Source organism: Nonomuraea rosea, from assembly GCF_039539705.1.
In the GTDB taxonomy this organism is placed as follows: domain Bacteria; phylum Actinomycetota; class Actinomycetes; order Streptosporangiales; family Streptosporangiaceae; genus Nonomuraea; species Nonomuraea rosea.
This window is the reverse complement of sequence record NZ_BAABDQ010000021.1, coordinates 200,767-218,313: the sequence shown is the minus strand read 5'-3', so window position 1 is coordinate 218,313 and position 17,547 is coordinate 200,767. Positions and strand designations below refer to the sequence as shown.

The following is a 17,547-nucleotide window of genomic DNA, read 5'->3' as shown; positions in this document are numbered from 1 at the left end:
GGCGCACGGACCGGGTCCGTGGGCCTGGGATGGGCGGCGGGTCAGGAGGCGGTGCCGGCCATGGTGCGGTCGACGATGCCCTTGTCGCCCTCCTCACGCGCGCAGTGGGCGCAGCAGTACCAGTGCTCGCCCGACTGCACGCCGTGCCCGATGACCTTGGTGCCGCAGTGCTCGCAGATGGGCGCCATCGCCTCGATCGCGCACTGGAAGCAGTCGAACGTGTGCACCGCCCCCTGCGCGTGCACCTCGAACGCCATGTCGTAGTCGTTGCCGCAGGTCTCGCAGACAGCCATGGTGATCCCCTTTTGCAGTCGATCCGCCGGGGGGATACCCGGTTCCCGGTGCTCTCTTCCCCACGTAACCACCATATTCAGGCCGCGTCACCGCCGGCGCAGGACGAAGGCGGCCAGCAGCGGCAGGCCCAGGAGCCCGAGCGCGGCCAGGGCTGCGGGCAGGCCGAGCCAGCGGCTCAGCCCCGCCACCAGCAGCGGGCTGACGACGAACCCGGTGTAGGAGATCGTGGACACCCCCCACACCAGCGTCCCGCTCGCGTCGTCGGCGGCGGCCCGGCTGAGCAGGGCGGGCACCAGCGGCCCGAGCGCCAGCCCGGTCACCGCGAACCCGGCCATGGAGATCGGCACCGACCCGCCCAGCCCCGCCAGCGCGATGCCCGCCCCGCCGCCGGCCCCTGCCACCAGGTAAAGCGCCCTGAGCGGCACCCTGGGCAGCACCTGGACGACGAGCCGCCCGACCGTGAGCGCCGCCATGTACACCGAAGGCGCGGCACTCGACACCAGCGGCGTGGCTCCCCGGTGTTCCTCCAGCAACAGCACCGACCACTGCTCGACCGAGTTCTCGATCACGAGCACGCACGCGGCCAGCGTCCCCAGCACGACCGCGGCCCCCAGCAGCCCGCGCCGGTCGGTGCGGGCGGAGGGCTCAGGCAGGCCGCGTCCCAGGCGCAGCGCCGGCACCGTCAGGGACGCGGCCAGCACGATCAGCGCGACCCCGGCGAGCACCGTGCCGGTCCCCACGCCGAGCGACCGCGCCAGCCCGGTCACCGGGGCCGCCACGATGACCGCGACGGGGAAGGCGGCGTGCACCGGCTGGAACAGCCTGCGTCCCGTCTCGCGCTCGGCCCGTCCCGTGGCCAGGTTCAGGGCGATGTCCAGCGCACCGCTGGCCGCGCCCACGATCAGCATGGCCAGCGCGAGCTGCCAGGGCGTGGCGACCAGCCCGACGCAGGCGACGCTGAGCGCGAACACGACCGTGCTCGCCATCAGGGCGGCTCGTTCGCGCCCCCGCGCCAGCCGTCCCATCAGCGCCATCGCGGGCAACGCCCCCACCGGTACGGCGCTCAGCGCCAGCCCCAGGCCGGCCGCCGAGATGCCCAGTTCGAGCTTGACGGCGGGCAGCAGAGCCGACCACGAGCCCCAGAACACGGCCCAGGCCGCGCAGACCGCGATCAGCGGCATATACCGGCACCCCTTGCGAATTCGGTCAAGTCACAGTAAAGATCGACGATGTCCTTATTACCCTCTACCGAAAGGAATCTCGTGCTCACGCGAACGGTCATCGCGGCCGCCCTGGTAGCCGCCGGGATCGCCGCCACACCCTCCTCCGCGTACGCCGCCTCGGCTGCCTACACCCCCGAACGCATCTGCGGCCACGGCTTCAAGCGGGTCAGTGACGGCCACCGCGCCATGAAGACCCGCGACGGCGCCGTGTTCGGGCACGTGTACCTGATGTATAGCAAGCGGAGCGGCAAGAACTGCGTCGCCGCGATCAAGACCGCGTACACGGGCACCCGTACGGTGACCGGCGCCTATCTCGAGGTACGCGGCGGCGGCCGCACGGAAGACGTGCAGAAGTACCGCTACTACGCCGAGACCGGCCATGTCGACGGAAGCTGGAAGTGCGTGCGCTACGCCGGCTGGACCCGCGACCCCGGCAACCGCGTCGAAGCCTGGGGCGGCCGGAAGACCTGGGGGAACTGCGACGGCTGACAAGCTTTTCGCCGCCAGGTGTCACACCCGGGCCGCCTCCCCCGTCCTCCATGCGTCGAGTAAGAACACGTCGGCACACGTCGGCTGCGAAACACATGGAGGACGACATGACCCAGCGGATCAACGTCGCCAAGCACGTTCCTGAGGCGTACCACTTGTTCCTGTCGGTGGAGAAGCTGCTGCACGAGAGCGAGCTGCCGGCCGCCACCATCGAGCTGGTCAAGCTGCGTGCGAGCCAGATCAACGGCTGCGGCTACTGCGTCGACATGCACAGCAGGGACATGAAGAAGGCCGGGGAGAGCGACGAGCGCCTGTGGTCGGTGGTGACCTGGCGCGAGGCGACGGTCTACAGCCCGGCCGAGCGGGCCGCGCTGGCGTTGACGGAGGAGGCGACCAGGCTGGCCGACCGCGAGGCCGTACCGGACGCGGTGTGGCAGCAGGCGGCCGAGCACTACAGCGAGAAGCAGCTCTCGCTGCTCGTCGTGGCGATCGCGATGATCAACGCCTGGAACAGGATCGGCGTCACCGCGCGGCTGACCCCGGGCACCTGAAGCGGGCCGTCCACAGGGCGCGCTGTAACCGGGGACACCGGCTCACTCCTTACAAATGCATTGAGAGAGCCGGTGTCCCGCGATTAGGTTGGCGCGCAAGACGGCATGACAAGCGCCCGTCATGCCGCCGGCAAGTCAAGCGAGGCAGAGTCGTAGGAGAAGGACGCGCTTCGGAAGGGGGACACCATGAAACGCGTCAGAGTCAGGAAGTCGGCCACCAAACGCATCACGCGGCCGGTCGTGGAGCTGGACCTGCGATCACCATCAGGTCGCACGCTCCCCTATTGACTTACTCCTTACACCGAACTTACGGGGGTATCTGTAGATAACATAGATAACAAGAACATCACGGGGGGCTTACGATGAAGAGGCTTGTGGTGGTGCCGCCACACATTGCCAGGCACAAGGTCCGCGACATTCGCTCGGCAGACCGCCGCAAGCCAGCCGCCGATCCCAAGGTCGTCGACCTGCGGGCCTACACCGGCGGAAACGTGCTCCGCTTTCCCGGCGGGCCTGCTCCCGCCGCCTGATCGCGCGGCCGGGTCAGCCGTAGAGGCGCTTGGCGTAGGCGTCGCCGTAGTAGCTCTCCAACTGTTCCACGCTCTCCTCGACCTTCTGCACGTCCTTGACCAGCCTGGCATGCGAGGGCAGACCGTCGGAGTCCCAGCTCTCGGGCTTCCACAGGGACGAGCGCATGAACGCCTTGGCGCAGTGGAAGAAGATCGTCTCGATCTCCACGACGAGCGCGAGGTGCGGCCGGTGGCCCTTGACGATCAGGTCGTCGAAGAACGGGGCTTCGCGCACGAGCCGGGCCCGGCCGTTGATGCGCAGGGTCTCGTTGCGGCCGGGGATGAGGAAGATCAACCCCACATGCGGATTTTTCAGGATATTGAGGAATCCATCGGCCCGGCGGTTTCCCGGGCGGTCCGGGACGGCGATCGTGGTGTCGTCGATGACATGGACGAATCCTGCCGGGTCCCCCTTGGGCGAGACGTCGCAGTCGCCCTGATCGTTCGAGGTGGCGATCAGACAGAACGGCGAGGCCGCCAGCCACTCCCGATCCCGCTCGTGCAGCCGCTGCCGCTCCTTGGTCGCCGCCCTCGGCATGACCTCACCGAGCAGTTCGCGCAATTCGTCCTCTGACCCGATCTCCGCCCAGTCCATGTGATCTCCATTCGAGGGTTTCCTCTATTTTGTCAGGGAATCGGGTCCAGCATCCGATGTGGCGTCCGCAGAGCGAGACTCACCTGGTCCTGTCGCGTGTCCTTGATCAGGCCGGGCCCGGGGCGTACCTCGATCTCGTCGAGCGGGACGGCTCTGCCGCAGGCGCCGCAGTGTGACAACGGGTCCAGCCGGGTGCCGCACGCCACGTGGTGGTACAGGCGGCGGGGGCCGTGCGTGGCGAGGTGACGATCGCCCCACTGCGCCAGCGTCACCACCGGCAGCCAGAGCTCGCGGCCCATGGGGGTCAGAACGTACTCGTCGCGCGGCGGCGCGTCCTGGTAGCGGCGCCGGTCGAGGACGCCCGCCTCGACGAGGGCGCCGAGCCGCTGCGACAGGACCGCCCTCGGGATGTCCAGGTGGGCCTGGAAGTCGCCGAAGCGGCGCACGCCGTACATCGCGTCGCGGACCACGAGCAGCGTCCATCGCTCGCCGATCACTTCCAGGACCTTGGCCAGCGAGCAGTCCTGGCCGTCGTAGTTCTTGCCGAGCGCCATGGGACCCACATTAGTTCATTCATTGAACCGTGCTAGCGTTTCGCGACATGAGTTCAATGACCGAACTGACTACGGGGCGGCGGGAGACACTCACCGTGGCGTCCACGGCGCCGTTGCTCGTGCTGACGAACTACACCGTGCCGATGGTGACGCTGCCGCAGACCGCGCAGTCGCTGGGCGCCGGGCCGACGGGACCGGTGTGGATCCTGGGGGCGATCTCGCTCGGACTGTCCGCGCTGCTGCTCGTCTCGGGCGGGCTCGCCGACGACTACGGGCGCAAGCGGGTGCTGGTCGCGGGCACGGTCGTGCTCGCCGCCGCCAGCGTGGTGGCCGCGGTGAGCACCACGGTGCCGATGTTCGTGCTGGCCAGGCTGGTGCAGGGCGGCGCGAGCGCGGCGATGCTGGCGGCGAGCCTGGGCATCGTCGGGCACGCCTACCCGGCCGGGGCGGAGCGGGTCCGCGCGACCGGGCGGTACGGCGCGATGATCGGGCTGGGCACGGCGCTCGGGCCGCTGGTGTCCGGGCTGCTGGCCACCGTGTCGAGCTGGCGGACGGTGTACTGGCTGATGGCGGCGTGCGCGCTGGCGCTGGCCGTGGTGTCGGCCAGGGTGCTGGCGGAGTCGCGCTCGGCGGCGCCGCGCAGGTTCGACGTGGCCGGCGTGGTGCTGCTCAGCTTGGGCGTGGCCGCGCTGGTCGCGGGGGTGACGGAGGGCCGGGCCGGGTGGGGCCGGCCGGTCGTGCTGGGGGCGTTCGCCGTGGCGGTGGTGCTGCTGGCGGCGTTCGTGACGGTGGAGCGGCGGCGCTCCGAGCCGTTGCTCGATCCTGAGCTGTTCGGGCGGCCGGCGTTCCTCGTGGCGACGGGCGGGGCGCTGGTCGTGGGGGCGGCGGTGGTGGGGTTGCTCAGCTATCTGCCGAGCGTGCTGCAGGCCGCGCACGGGCTGACGCCGCTGGAGACGGGGCTGCTGTTCTGCGTCTGGTCCGGCCTGTCGTTCGCCTCGTCGCTGCTGGCCAGGCACGTACGGCTGCGCACGGCCGCGCGGTTCGCGCTCGGACTGGGCCTGAGCGCGGCCGGGTTCGCCGGCCTGCTGGGCATGGGCGACTCGCTGACGCTCCCGCTGATCCTGGCCGGGCTGGTGGTGAGCGGCATCGGTTCCGGACTGATCAACTCCTCGATCACCCACCTGGCGATCGAGAGCGTGCCGGCGCACCGGGTCAGCATGGGCTCGGGCGCGAACAACACCGCCAGGTACGTCGGCTCCTCCCTGGGCGCGGCCGGCGTGGCGGCGGTCGTCGGCGGCTTCGGGGTAGGCCACGGTACGGCGGTCGCGGTGGCGGCCTGCATCGCGCTCACGGGCGTCACGGCGATCGCCGCTCTCGCCGTCCGATCCTGAATCATCCCTAACGAAAGGTGCACACCATGGTGGAATCGCGGATGGCCGATCTCGGCGGCCTGCGCATGCACTACCTGATCGAGGGCGACGGGCCGCTGCTCGTCCTGCTGCACGGCTGGCCGCAGACCGGCCACTGCTGGCGGCCGATCATGCCCTCCCTGGCCGAGCACTTCACGGTGGTCGCGCCCGACCTGCGCGGGTACGGCAGGACGGACAAGCCGGCGACCGGCTACGACAAGCGGACGATGGCCGCCGACATCCACGCCCTGGCCCGTTCGCTCGGCCACTCCACGATCATGCTGGCCGGGCACGACAGGGGCGCCCGGGTCGCCCACCGCTACGCCCTCGACCATCCGGGAGAGGTGGAGCGGCTGGTGGTCATGGACATCATCCCGACCAGGGAGATGTGGCGCCGGTTCGACATGAAGACGGGGGTGGCGGCGAGCACCTGGCACTGGACCTTCCACCTGCAGCCCGACCTGCCCGAGCTGCTCGCGGGCCAGAACGTGCGCGCCTACCTGAACTACTTCTTCGAGAAGTGGACGGTGCAGCGCTCGCGGCTGGAGGTCGAGGAGTACATGCGGGCCTTCGAGCAGCCGGGGGCGCTGCGCGCCGGGTTCGACGACTACCGGGCCTCCTTCCCGCACGACGCCGAGCACGACGACGCCGACTGGGACGCGGGCCGGCGGCTGGAGCTGCCGGTGCTGGCGCTGTGGGGAGCGGCCGGGCTGGCCAGCAGGGTGCCGGTGCTGGACGTCTGGCGCGATTACGCCCTCGACGTGCGAGGTGCCGAAATTTCGGATTGCGGGCATTTCCTGGCCGAGGAGCAGCCGGACGCCGTCCTCGCCCACCTGCACGACTTCCTGCTGCCCCGCGACTGACCCCGTCGGCGGGCGCTACGGCCTACGGCGCGTGCGACCAGCCGGATCGGCGGGCGTCACCACCTGCGGGCGTGCGCCATCGCCCCCAGGTACGCATCGCGCTCCATCGCGAACTTGACGGGGTCCATGCCCCGCAGCTCCGCCCGCAGGTGCAGCAGGGTCAGCTCGGTCGCCGCCTGCTGATAGTCGCCCATGGCGCGCCCGAGCCCCTTCCCCCTGGCCCACTTGCGCGCCTCCTTGCGGGCGGACAGCGTGCTGAGCATCGTGACGTCCGCCTCGGTGACCAGCCCCGTCTGCTGGTAGCCGGGCAGGTAGGCGCCCATCTTGGCGACGAGGTGGCGGCGCTCGACGACGGTCACGACGATGAGGACGACCAGCACCACCATGATCACCAGGTAGGCCGTGCCCAGCCAGGCCAGCGACCCGGTGGTGCTGGCGCCGTTCCAGAGGGCGTGCAGGAAGACCGCGCCGAGGTAGCCGAGCGGGATCGCGGCGATCCTGGCGGGGGTGCGGCGGGTGAGCGCGTACGCGACGCCGACGCCGATCAGGGAGGTGTAGATGGGATGGCCGAGCGGGTCGATCAGCCCTCTCATCACGAAGAGCTGCATCGCGCCGCCCGCGCCTTCCGCGCCGAACGCGATGAGGTAGTAGCCGACGTTCTCGACGGCGGCGAAGCCGAGGCCGGCCATGGAGGCGTACACGATGCCGTCGGTCAGGCCGTCGATCTCCCGCCGCCTGCGCAGGAGCAGCAGCAGCGCCGAGCCCTTGAGCGCCTCCTCGATCACGGGGGCGAGCAGGACGGTGCCCAGGTTGCTGACCACGGCGGAGCCGTATCCCATGAGGGCGAACAGCTCCTGGCCGACGACCGTCAGCGCGATGCCCAGCACGATCGCCACCCCGGCGCCCCACGCGAACGCGAAGGCCAGGTTGAGCTTGGGCTCGGGTTCGAGCCTGTCGAGCGAGAGCACGGCCGCGAGCAGCACCGGCAGCGGCGCCACGGCCAGTAACGCGGACAGGCCGAACCCGATCGGACCGCCGAACCTGAGCATGAAGGCCAGCACGATCAGCGCGAGAACGCCCGAGACGACGAGGCCGATCAACAGAGCCTTGCTGGGCCGCTGGGCGAGCAACGGAGCTGTCATGGTGATGCCTCTCTTCCCCGCTGATCCGCCCACTATGCACCGGCCCCATCGACGGTCACTTAACGGTTACTTGAATTCGCGGTAGTACGGATCCGTGACGACGGACTCGCCGTCCGTGTACGAATACACCTCCCGGCCGGAAATGAACACCCGCAGCGCCCGGCTCATGACGTCCAGCGGGTCGCCGGACCAGATCACCACGTCACCGTCCAGTCCGGGCCGCAGCGCGCCCACCCGGTCGTCCAGCCCCATGATGCGGGCCGGGTCGAGGGTGATCGACCGCAGCGCGGTCACCGGGTCCAGCCCTTCCTTGACCGCCAGGGTGGCCTGGTGGACGAGGAAGTGGATCGGCACCACGGGATGGTCGGTGGTGATCGCCAGCTGTACGCCCGCCCGCGCCAGGATGCCCGGGTTGCGCAGCGAGCGCTGGCGCAGCTCCACCTTCGACCGGCTGGTGAACAGCGGGCCGATGATGACCGGGACCTTCTTGGCGGCCAGGGTGTCGGCCAGCAGATGACCCTCCGTGCCGTGGTTGACCACGACGCGGTAGCCGAACTCGTCGGCCAGCCTGAGCGCGGTGGCGATGTCGTCGGCCCGGTGCGTGTGCTGGCACCACGGCAGCTCGCCGTCCAGCACGCGGACCAGGATCTCCAGCGTGCCGTCCCGGTCGAACGGCTTGCCCTCCTCGGCCGCCGCCGTCCGCCTGGCCTTGTAGTCCTGCGCCTTCATGAACGCGTCGCGGATCACCGCGGCCACGCCCTGCCGGGTGGAGGGCAGCTTCTTCTGGTCGCCGTAGACGCGCTTGGGGTTCTCACCGAGCGCGCTCTTGACGCTCACCGGCTCCTTGAGCAGCATCTCGTCCACGGACCTGCCCCAGCACTTGATCGCGACCGTCTGGCCGCCGATCGGGTTGCCGGAGCCCGGCTTGATCACCGCGGTCGTCACCCCGCCGGAGAGGGCGTCGGCGAAGGCCAGGTCGGCGGGGTTGATCGCGTCGAGCGCGCGCAGGCGGGCGCCGTTCGGGTCGGTCATCTCGTTGGTGTCCTGGCCGGCCCAGCCCTCGGCCTCCTCGTACACGCCGAGGTGGCCGTGGGCCTCGACGAAGCCGGGCAGCACCCAGCCGCCCGCGGCGTCCACGACGGGGGTCCCGTCGGGCACGGCCACGTCCCGGCCGACCGCGGTGATCTTCCCGTCCTGGATGAGCACGGTGCCGCCGTCGATGGGGTCGCCGTCAACCGGTACGACATATCCGCTGGTAATAGCAAGATTCATGACTCGTAACCTATCGGGGAGCGGGTAGAGGGCTCCGATGACCTCTGACCTGTACAGACGATGGCTGCTGGAAATGTGGAACGGTGATTTCGAGCTCGCGTACGAGCTGGTCACCCCGGACTTCACCGGCCACTGGCCGGGCATGGACGTGACCGGGCCCGCGGGGCTGGTCGAGGCGCTCCAGCAGGGGTACGCGCCGTTCACCGGCGTCAAGGTCACGCTCGACGTCGGCCCGATCGTGGACGGGGACCTGGTGTCGGCCAGGTGGACCTTCACCGGCGGCTACCGGGGCGGCATTCCGGGCGCGAGCGTGGCGGAGGGGACCGAAGTGGCCTTCAGCGGCCACGACATCCTGCGGGCCGAGGGCGACCGGTTCGCCGAGTACTGGGTGATCTCGGACGCTCAGACGTTCAACAAGAAGCTCGGGATAAGCTGACATATCCATATTTGTGCGGGGACGGGACGGGGTGCATGTCGCAGGAGTACGGCACTGACGCGGACCTGGGACCCCGTTCGCTGAGCGACGAGGAGCTCTCCCTGCTGCTGGCCGAGCAGCAGTTCGGCGCGCTGGCGACGAACAAGGGCAGCGGCCGCCCGCAGATGTCCACGGTCCGCTACGACTGGGACCCTGAGCAGCGCGTGGTGCGGATCTCGACCGTCGCCGACCGGCTCAAGGTCCGCCAGCTGCACGAGGACCCGCGCTGCGCGCTCTACGCGGCCAGCGACGACTTCTCCTCCTACGCCGTCGCCGAGGGCCAGGCGGAGCTGTCGCCGGTGTCGGCCGAGCCGGGCGACGAGGTGGGCAGGGAGCTGCTGTCGATGCAGCCGGGCCTCACCGATCCGGCCGGCGCGCAGGCGTTCCTGCACCGGCTGGTGGCCGACCGGCGGCTGGTGATCCGGCTCAGGGTCTCGCGGCTCTACGGGACGGCGCTGACCGTTCCCTCCGGGTAGCGCGCCGCTTGTTGTAGGCGACCGTCGCGATCACGAGGAGGACGAGCGCCAGGTCGATGGCCGCCGACCAGCGCATGGCCTGGCCCTGGTGCCCGCCTTCCGCGATCGCGAAGAAGACCGCGCCGATCACGGCCACGCCGCCCGCGCCGGCGAATTGCTGGGCCGTGCTGAGGATGCCCGACCCGATACCGGCCTGGTGCGGGGCCACCTCGACCATCGCCGCTCCGATGAGCTGCGGCAGGACCAGGCCGTTGCCGAAGCCGACGAGCATCAGCCCGGCCATGATCCACGGCAGGCCGAGCCCTGACGCGACCACGAGCAGGCCGAGGCCGAGCGCCGCGATCGCGCCGCCGATCATGACGACGATGAGGCCGTACCTTCTGACCAGGCGGGTCCCCAGCAGCGAGGTGAGCGTGAACAGCGCGCCCATCGGCGCGAACGCCAGCCCCGCCTGGAAGGCCGTGAGGCCGAGCCCGCCCTGCAGCAGCAGCGTCAGCGTGAACATGAACGAGGCGAAATACGCCATGAAGGCCACGATCGCCCCGACGCCTGCCAGGTAGGAGTGGACCTTGAGCAGCGCGAGGTCGAGCACCGGCTGTCCGCCGCGCGCCGCGAGCACGTGCTGCCAGCGCCAGGTCAGCGCGAACACCGGGACGCTCAGCACCATGCAGACCCAGGTCCAGACCGGCCAGCCGAGACTGTTGCCCAGGCCGAGCGGCACCAGCACCATCGCCAGTCCTGCGGCCAGGCCCGCCGCGCCCGGCAGGTCGAGCCTGGGGTGGCGGCCGGTCTCGACGTGCGGCAGGAGCCAGGCGGCCAGCGGCACGACGATCAGGCCGACGGGCAGGTTGATCAGGAAGATGACCCGCCAGCCCAGGCCGAACACGTCGGCGGTGAGCAGCAGCCCGCCCAGCACCTGCCCGGCGATCGAGCCGAGGCCGCCGACCGCGCCGTACCAGCCGATGGCGCGCGCCCGCTCGTCCGGCGGGTAGACGGCGGAGATCGTGGCCAGCACCTGCGGCACCATGGCGGCGCCCGCCAGGCCCTGGAGCAGCCGCGCGGCCACGAGCTGGACCGGGTCGGCGGCGATCCCGCACAGCACCGACGCGACCGTGAACGCGGCCACGCCCCACACGAACAGCCGGCGGTAGCCGTAGCGGTCGCCGAGCCGGCCGCCGGTGATCATGCCGGCCGCGTAGGTGAAGGCGTAGCCGCCGACGATGAGCTCCAGGGCGGCCGGGCCGGCGTTCAGGTCGTGCTCGATGGCGGGAGCGGCCACGTTGACCACGAAGAAGTCGAACTGTGCCATGAACCAGGCCGAGAGCAGTACGGCCAGCGTGCCGCCGGATTTCACGTCATTCAGGCTAGAGCGCCCGGAACGCTCGATCGCCACCGGGCCCCTTGCAACTTCACTGACCCGGGCTTACCATCCGGCTAATTGTTAGGAAACTTTCTTTATAGAAAGGTCTCTGACGTGCGCCGATTAGTCACCCCCCTGATCGCCGTTCTCATGATCAGCGCGTTGTGCGGACTTCCCGCACAGGCCGCGAGCCGCCTCGTCGCCACGTTCTCGCTGTCCGGCACCACGGGCACGTTCGTGGTCGCCAATCCGGGAACGACCGCCGTGACCGGGTGGTCGATCGTCTTCGACCTGCCCGCCGGAGTCACCGCGTCGAGCCCCCAGAACGCCACCATCCGGCAGAGCGGCACCAAAGTGACGCTCACCCCCGCCTACTACATCAACACCGTCCAGCCGGGCAGGAACACCGAGCCGTACAGCCCCAAGGTCTCGCTCAGCTCGGCCGCCCAGCCGGTGAGCTGCCTGATCAACGGCGCCAACTGCGACGGCAGCGGCGGCGACCCGCCCGCCAAGCCGCCGGTCGGCGCCACGTACGAGGTCAGCGGAACGGCCGCCAAGTTCGTGGTCGCCAACAACGGCACGGCCGCGCTCAACGGCTGGACGATCGTCTTCGACCTGCCCGCCGGGGTCACCGCGAGCAACGCCCAGAACGGCTCGCTGAGCCAGAGCGGCCGTACGGTGACGCTGACGCCGGCCCACTACAACACGACCGTGAACGCGGGCGCGACCACCGAGCCCTACAGCCCGTCCTTCACCGTCAGCGCCGCGAACGCCGAGCCGGTGAGCTGCCGGGTCAACGACGTCAACTGCGACGGCACCCCCGACGCGCCGCCGTCCGCGCCCGGCAACCTGCGCTCGCCGGTGAAGACGACCAGGACCGTCTCGCTCGCCTGGGACCCGGCCGCGCAGGGCAGTCTCCCGATCGTCGGGTACGAGCTCTACAACGGCACCGCGCCGGCCGCCTCGGTGACCGGCACCTCGGCCCTGGTGTCCGGATTGACGCCGTCGACCGAGTACACGTTCACGGTCAAGGCCAAGGACCGCAAGGGCACGCTGTCGGCCGCGTCGGCGCCACTGAAGGTCACCACCAGGAACCCGGCCGACGACACCCAGGCCCCCACGGTGCCGGGCGGCCTGCGCAGCACCGCCAAGACCTCCTCCAGCGTCACGCTGGCCTGGACCGCCTCATCCGACAATTCCGGCGTCGCCAACTACGACGTATATATCGGCTCTTCTGTGGCCACGACCGTTACGGGCACCACGGCGACCGTCTCCGGCCTCTCGCCCTCGACCGCGTACGCCTTCACCGTCAAGGCCAGAGACCTGTACGACAACGTCTCGGCGGCCAGTGCGGCGGTGCAGGTGACGACGTCGGACATCGTCGAGAACGGCTACGCCCGCGTCGGATATTTCGTCCAATGGGGCATCTACGGCCGCCAGTACTTCGTCCGCAACCTCGACACCACCGGCGCGGCCGCCAAGCTGACCCACATCAACTACGCCTTCGCCAACATCGATCCCCAGAACCTGACCTGCCTGCAGGGCGTCACCAAGGGCACGACCGCCAACCCGCAGGACCCGAACCAGGGCGACGGCGCGGGCGACGCCGAGGCCGATTACGGCCGGCCCTTCAGCGCCGCGCAGTCCGTGGACGGCGTGGCCGACACCGGCTGGGAGAAGCTGCGCGGCAACTTCAACCAGCTCAAGAAGCTCAAGGCCAAGCATCCGCAGCTCAAGGTGCTGATCTCGCTCGGCGGCTGGACGTACTCCAAGTACTTCTCCGACGTGGCGGCCACCGACGCGGCGCGCAAGAAGTTCGTCTCGTCCTGCATCGACACCTATATCAAGGGCAACCTGCCCGCCTACAACGGCGCGGGCGGCCCCGGCACGGGCGAGGGCATCTTCGACGGCATCGACCTGGACTGGGAGTGGCCGGGCGCCGAGGGGCACGCGGGCAACCACGTCAGCCCGAACGACAAGGCCGGCAACACGCTGCTGATCGCCGAGTTCCGGCGCCAGCTCGACGCGCTGACCGCGACGACGGGCAAGAGGTACCAGCTCACGGCGTTCACCCCGGCCGACCCGGCCAAGATCGCCGCCGGCTGGGACCTGCCCGAGGTCGCGAAGTCGCTGGACATCTTCAACGTCCAGGGCTACGACTTCCACGGCGCGGGCAGCGACAACTCCTGGGAGCCCAACCGCACCGGCCACCAGGGCAACCTCTACCTCGACGCCGACAGTCCGTACAACCCGGACTTCAGCGTCGAGAAGGCGATCGACGCCTACCTGCAAGCCGGGGTGAACCCCCGCAAACTCACCATCGGACTGGCCTACTACGGCCGGGGCTGGCAGCAGGTCGCCGACGGCGGCAAGTACGGCGAATGGCAGTCCGCCAACGGGGCCGCCCCCGGCCAGTTCCAGGAGGAGGCGGGGACGCGCGGCTACAGCAACCTGCTGGCCATGGTGCCCGGCTGCACGATCAGGCATGACGAGCAGGCGGTGGCCACCTATTGTCACACCGGCAACGGCGGGCAGTGGTGGACGTTCGACGACGCCTGGTCGATCGGCAAGAAGACCGCCTGGCTGCGCGGCAAGGGGCTGCTCGGCGCGATGATCTGGGAGATGTCCGGCGACACCGGCGTGCTCACCAGCGCGCTGGACGCGGGACTCAAGTAGCACCGGCGCTCGCGGGGCGGGACACGTTGTCCCGCCCCGCGTGTCGAATGCTCATCGCGCGGGCACCGGCACGCTACTCTGCACTCAACTTCACGTCACGATCCCTTGTCACCGTCGAGTCGTAGGCCTCTCCCCAGCGCAGGAGACCCATGTTCGCACGACTCGCCCTCATCCTCGTGACCTCACTCACCTTCCTGAGCACCCCCGCCGTCGCCGCCGCCGACTCGGTGCTCAACGTCGCCCACCGGGGCGCCTCCGCGTACGCCCCCGAGAACACCATCGCCGCCTTCGAGCTGGCCGCCTCCATGGGGGCCGACGTGTTCGAGCTCGACGTCCAGGAGACCAAGGACCACGCGCTGATCCTGATGCACGACGCGACGCTGTCCCGCACCACCGACGCCGAGCGCCTCTATCCCGGCCTGTCCCCGTGGAACGTCCGCGATCTCACGCTGGCCCAGATCCGGCGGCTCGACGCCGGGTCGTGGCGGTCCAGCGAGTACGACGACGAACGCGTGCCCACCCTCGGCGAGGCTCTGCGCGCGATGAGCGGCACGGGCTTGGGCCTGCTGCTGGAGATCAAGGACCCGGAGCGCTACCCCGGCATCGAGGCGCGCGTCGCCGCCGAGCTGCGCCGCAACTCCGGGTGGCTGTCCGCCTCGCGGGTGGCCGTGCAGTCGTTCGGCTGGGACTCGATGCGGAAGCTCCACGAGCTGCTGCCCGACGTGCCGATCGGGCTGCTCGGTACGCCCTCGTCCGCCGAGCTGCCGGAGCTGGCGGAGTTCGCCGACCAGATCAACCCGCCGTACACCACCCTGACCGCCGCGTACGTCCAGCGCGTGCACGGCCTCGGCCTGGACGTCCTCGCCTGGACCGTGGACGGCACCGACACCATGCGCCGCCTGCTCGGCTACCGCGTGGACGGCATCATCACCAACCGGCCGGACGTCCTGGACGACCTGCTCAGCGGCTGAGCCGCGCGGGCCCGGGCTCGCGTGTGTACGGCCTGCACGAGCCGTCGGCGATCAGCGCCCGGGGACGCATGAGCCTTCAAGACTCCTGGGACGTCGCACCCCGCCACTCCTGGGACGTCGCCACCCGCCACTCCTGGGGACGTCGCAATCCGTCACTCCTGGGGACGGCGCAGCCCGTCGAGGACAATGTGAAGCAGATGCCGAGCCCTGGCGTCCCATTCGTCCTGCTCCAGACGGGTCAGATACCCGATGAGCAGGATGACGTCACGGGCGTCGACGTCAGAGCGGATGGCGCCCTCGGCCTTGCCGGCGTCGAGGAGCGCGGTCAGCGCGGCGCCGATCGGGCCGAGGCTGTGCGCCGAGAGGTCCTGCCAGACCCCGGCTTCGACGGCGGCGAACACCTCGCGCTTGACCTGTGCGTACTCCACCACCCGGTCGAACCAGCGGGCCAGCGCGGTGAGCGGCTCATGTTCGGCGAGCAGGGCCGGCGCCGCCGCCACGAGCTGATCCACGTCCTCCCGATAGACCTCGGCGAGCAGCGCCTCCCGCGTCGGAAAGTGGCGGTAGAGGGTGCCCTGACCGACCCCGGCCTGTTTGGCGATCGCGTTGAGCTTGACCTCGTCCGCGTTCGCGATGACCGCCCGCGCCGCCTCGATGATCCGCTCACGGTTGCCGGCCGCGTCGGCCCGGCGCGGAGTTGAGTCCATGTTGCCCCATTTTACTAAGCGGACACGTGTCCGATACGCTGAAGTGAGCGGACACGTGTCCACTTTATCGGGAGAGGACTCCTCATGACAGCCATCGACGGCAAGGTCATCGCCATCACCGGAGCGAGCAGCGGCATCGGGGAGGCCACGGCGCGACTGCTGGCCGAACGCGGGGCGGCCGTCGTCCTCGGTGCGCGCCGCACGCACCGCCTCGACGAACTCGCCCAGGACATCCGCGACCGCGGCGGCCGGGCCATCACCTGTGCCACGGACGTCACCCGGCGCGAGGACCTCGACCGGCTCGTCGGCCGGGCCGTGGCGGAGTTCGGGCGGCTCGACGTGCTGGTCTCCAACGCCGGCATCAGCAAGATCGGCCCCATGACCGACCTCGACGTCGACGGCTGGTCCGCGATGATCGACGTCAACCTCCGTGGCGTGCTCCACGGCATCGCCGCCGCGCTCCCGGTGTTCCGCCGGCAGGGCCGCGGCCATCTGGTGACCACGGTGTCGACGTCCGGCCTGAAGATCGTGCCGCACCAGGCGGTCTACGCCGGGACCAAGAACGCCGTCCGCACCCTGCTGGAGGGGCTGCGGCAGGAGTCGACCGATGGCGTACTGCGTACGACGGCGATCTCGCCGGGCTATGTGCGTACGGAGCTCGCCGACTCGATCGACAACGCCCAGGTCCGCGAGCAGATCCGCCGCAACATGGACGAGCTCGCCATCGACCCGGAGGCCGTGGCCCGCGTCGTCGCCTTCGCCATCGAACAGCCTGACGACGTCGAGATCGGCGAGGTCACCATCCGCCCGGCCACCCAAGGCTAGCCACGACCCGCGCCACCGTGCCGGCCGCCAAGTGCCGCTTCCTGATTTCAGGTGAGCGCCCGGCCGGGCGCTCACCACGGGGTTCACTGCGAGCTCAACGACCCACCGCGATCAGTACCCTCGGATCAGGTGCCGTCGATCCAGTACTTCTGCAGTCTGACGATGGCCTCGTCCTTGCTCATCGCTGCGACCGTCATCTCGTCGAGACCCACCCTCGAGATCAACATGAAAACAAGATCGGCGGGCAACGCCTCCGACGGCAGTTCAGGCACTCCGCGATCGGGTTTCACGTCATTCTGCACACACGCCCAGAACGTCGCCTCATCCACCTGAAGCTGATCACGGAGAATATGACTCCAGATACCTGGCCCATAGGTACTGCGATCGACCGGATGAGAGATCCGGGTCCTCAGTATCCTGCCGTCAAGAAGATCGAGCTCATACGTAACGTGATGGGTGCCCGTTCCTCCCCGAGCGTTCCGCACCTGACGCCAGCCCTCGATCTGACAGAAGCAATCATGGTGCTCACGAGTGGGCTGTGGCCGACTCATCGGGCGGCCCCCACCAGCCATTCGCGCAACTGATCGTCATTGCTGAGGCTGATCAACTGCACGACCCCCCAATTCTCGCGATGATTGGGAACGTCGAGCAGGTGATCCTGCCAGTCCTCGGCGTACTCACGCAGCCCTTCGACCATCTCCGCAACGGCCTGATCAAAGGTCGCGCCATCCGCGGCAACAGGTAGCCCCGGGATGAAAATCGACCAACCGCCTGCCTCAGGAACCACCTGTGCACGAGAAGGAATGAGCATCGCGAGGTAGTGACGCAGTCTTTGAACGTCCACGAGGGCTGTCACAGCCGACTCGCGCCGCACTGTGGCCACGCGCCCCTGCTCCGCCGCGTCCAGCAGCGCCTTGAGATGCGTACGAGCTTCGGTATAGCTGTCGAAGTGAACGACGGCCATGGCGGCACCTCCAGCGAGAGTCGCTTCAGAATGCCATTTCCGACCAAGTACGTCAAGTACTTGATGTACTTATGGACCCGGGAGAGCGACTCGCAAGGTTGTGCACGATGCGACAACCTCGGCCAAAGCACA

At 69.6% G+C, this 17,547-nt stretch carries 20 protein-coding genes; 10 read left to right on the top strand and 10 right to left on the bottom strand.

What is annotated here, in order from left to right; translation table 11 throughout:
- Positions 1-41 precede the first annotated feature (41 nt).
- Both ABEA43_RS38845 and ABEA43_RS38840 read right to left on the bottom strand, forming a co-directional pair.
- Positions 42-293, bottom strand: a complete 252-nt coding sequence (locus ABEA43_RS38845; RefSeq protein WP_345569967.1) for a hypothetical protein — start codon at positions 291-293, stop codon at positions 42-44.
- Positions 294-380: 87 nt separating this feature from the next.
- Positions 381-1,475, bottom strand: a complete 1,095-nt coding sequence (locus tag ABEA43_RS38840) for an MFS transporter (RefSeq protein ID WP_345569965.1) — start codon at positions 1,473-1,475, stop codon at positions 381-383.
- Between the two features lie 81 nt (positions 1,476-1,556).
- Between ABEA43_RS38840 and ABEA43_RS38835 the strand changes: the two genes are divergently transcribed.
- From ABEA43_RS38835 to ABEA43_RS38825, 3 genes are all read left to right on the top strand, one after another.
- On the top strand, positions 1,557-2,006 hold the full coding sequence (locus ABEA43_RS38835) for a hypothetical protein (RefSeq protein WP_345569964.1): 450 nt from the start codon (positions 1,557-1,559) through the stop codon (positions 2,004-2,006).
- A gap of 107 nt (positions 2,007-2,113) precedes the next feature.
- Complete coding sequence (locus tag ABEA43_RS38830) at positions 2,114-2,557, top strand: carboxymuconolactone decarboxylase family protein (protein WP_345569963.1); 444 nt, start codon at positions 2,114-2,116, stop codon at positions 2,555-2,557.
- Between the two features lie 362 nt (positions 2,558-2,919).
- Positions 2,920-3,087: a hypothetical protein gene (locus ABEA43_RS38825; protein ID WP_345569961.1), complete on the top strand. Its 168-nt coding sequence runs from the start codon at positions 2,920-2,922 to the stop codon at positions 3,085-3,087.
- 13 nt (positions 3,088-3,100) lie between these two features.
- Here ABEA43_RS38825 and ABEA43_RS38820 read toward each other — a convergent pair whose 3' ends face one another.
- Together ABEA43_RS38820 and ABEA43_RS38815 are read right to left on the bottom strand one after the other, a co-directional pair.
- Complete coding sequence (locus tag ABEA43_RS38820) at positions 3,101-3,721, bottom strand: pyridoxamine 5'-phosphate oxidase family protein (protein WP_345569960.1); 621 nt, start codon at positions 3,719-3,721, stop codon at positions 3,101-3,103.
- Positions 3,722-3,753: 32 nt separating this feature from the next.
- Positions 3,754-4,275: a winged helix-turn-helix transcriptional regulator gene (locus ABEA43_RS38815; protein ID WP_345569958.1), complete on the bottom strand. Its 522-nt coding sequence runs from the start codon at positions 4,273-4,275 to the stop codon at positions 3,754-3,756.
- 56 nt (positions 4,276-4,331) lie between these two features.
- Here ABEA43_RS38815 and ABEA43_RS38810 point away from each other — a divergent pair, with 56 nt between their 5' ends.
- The gene (locus ABEA43_RS38810; protein WP_345569957.1) at positions 4,332-5,666 is read left to right on the top strand and encodes an MFS transporter; all 1,335 of its coding nucleotides are present in this window, start codon (positions 4,332-4,334) and stop codon (positions 5,664-5,666) included.
- A gap of 26 nt (positions 5,667-5,692) precedes the next feature.
- Complete coding sequence (locus tag ABEA43_RS38805) at positions 5,693-6,547, top strand: alpha/beta fold hydrolase (RefSeq protein ID WP_345569954.1); 855 nt, start codon at positions 5,693-5,695, stop codon at positions 6,545-6,547.
- Between the two features lie 56 nt (positions 6,548-6,603).
- On the opposite strand, the gene ABEA43_RS38800 is transcribed toward ABEA43_RS38805, so the two are convergent.
- Both ABEA43_RS38800 and ABEA43_RS38795 read right to left on the bottom strand, forming a co-directional pair.
- Positions 6,604-7,689 carry a PrsW family intramembrane metalloprotease gene (locus ABEA43_RS38800; protein WP_345569952.1) on the bottom strand — a complete coding sequence of 362 codons (1,086 nt, stop codon included), beginning with the start codon at positions 7,687-7,689 and terminating at the stop codon, positions 6,604-6,606.
- 66 nt (positions 7,690-7,755) lie between these two features.
- Positions 7,756-8,961, bottom strand: a complete 1,206-nt coding sequence (locus ABEA43_RS38795; protein ID WP_345569950.1) for an amidohydrolase — start codon at positions 8,959-8,961, stop codon at positions 7,756-7,758.
- Between the two features lie 37 nt (positions 8,962-8,998).
- On the opposite strand from ABEA43_RS38795, the gene ABEA43_RS38790 reads away from it, so the two are divergent.
- A complete protein-coding gene (locus ABEA43_RS38790; RefSeq protein WP_345569949.1) occupies positions 8,999-9,397 on the top strand; it encodes an ester cyclase in 399 nt (132 codons plus the stop codon).
- A 35-nt stretch (positions 9,398-9,432) separates the two neighbouring features.
- Positions 9,433-9,912: a pyridoxamine 5'-phosphate oxidase family protein gene (locus tag ABEA43_RS38785; protein WP_345569947.1), complete on the top strand. Its 480-nt coding sequence runs from the start codon at positions 9,433-9,435 to the stop codon at positions 9,910-9,912.
- Here the strand turns inward: ABEA43_RS38785 and ABEA43_RS38780 are convergent.
- A complete protein-coding gene (locus ABEA43_RS38780; RefSeq protein WP_345569945.1) occupies positions 9,863-11,266 on the bottom strand; it encodes an MFS transporter in 1,404 nt (467 codons plus the stop codon). The two genes, ABEA43_RS38785 and ABEA43_RS38780, sit on opposite strands and share 50 nt — an antisense overlap.
- A 120-nt stretch (positions 11,267-11,386) precedes the next feature.
- Here ABEA43_RS38780 and ABEA43_RS38775 point away from each other — a divergent pair, with 120 nt between their 5' ends.
- The gene (locus ABEA43_RS38775; RefSeq protein WP_345569943.1) at positions 11,387-13,948 is read left to right on the top strand and encodes a glycosyl hydrolase family 18 protein; all 2,562 of its coding nucleotides are present in this window, start codon (positions 11,387-11,389) and stop codon (positions 13,946-13,948) included.
- 149 nt (positions 13,949-14,097) lie between these two features.
- Positions 14,098-14,919, top strand: a complete 822-nt coding sequence (locus tag ABEA43_RS38770) for a glycerophosphodiester phosphodiesterase (protein ID WP_345569941.1) — start codon at positions 14,098-14,100, stop codon at positions 14,917-14,919.
- A 152-nt stretch (positions 14,920-15,071) separates the two neighbouring features.
- Here the strand turns inward: ABEA43_RS38770 and ABEA43_RS38765 are convergent, their stop codons facing one another.
- Entirely contained in the window at positions 15,072-15,626 is a 555-nt protein-coding gene (locus ABEA43_RS38765; protein WP_345569939.1) for a TetR/AcrR family transcriptional regulator, read from the bottom strand.
- Between the two features lie 84 nt (positions 15,627-15,710).
- Here ABEA43_RS38765 and ABEA43_RS38760 point away from each other — a divergent pair, with 84 nt between their 5' ends.
- Complete coding sequence (locus tag ABEA43_RS38760; protein ID WP_345569937.1) at positions 15,711-16,451, top strand: SDR family oxidoreductase; 741 nt, start codon at positions 15,711-15,713, stop codon at positions 16,449-16,451.
- 125 nt (positions 16,452-16,576) lie between these two features.
- Here the strand turns inward: ABEA43_RS38760 and ABEA43_RS38755 are convergent, their stop codons facing one another.
- Positions 16,577-16,780 carry a hypothetical protein gene (locus ABEA43_RS38755; RefSeq protein WP_345569935.1) on the bottom strand — a complete coding sequence of 68 codons (204 nt, stop codon included), beginning with the start codon at positions 16,778-16,780 and terminating at the stop codon, positions 16,577-16,579.
- Between the two features lie 218 nt (positions 16,781-16,998).
- Positions 16,999-17,415 (bottom strand): prevent-host-death protein, encoded by a 417-nt coding sequence (locus ABEA43_RS38750; protein WP_345569933.1) that lies wholly within the window; start codon positions 17,413-17,415, stop codon positions 16,999-17,001.
- Between the last annotated feature and the right edge of the window lie 132 nt (positions 17,416-17,547).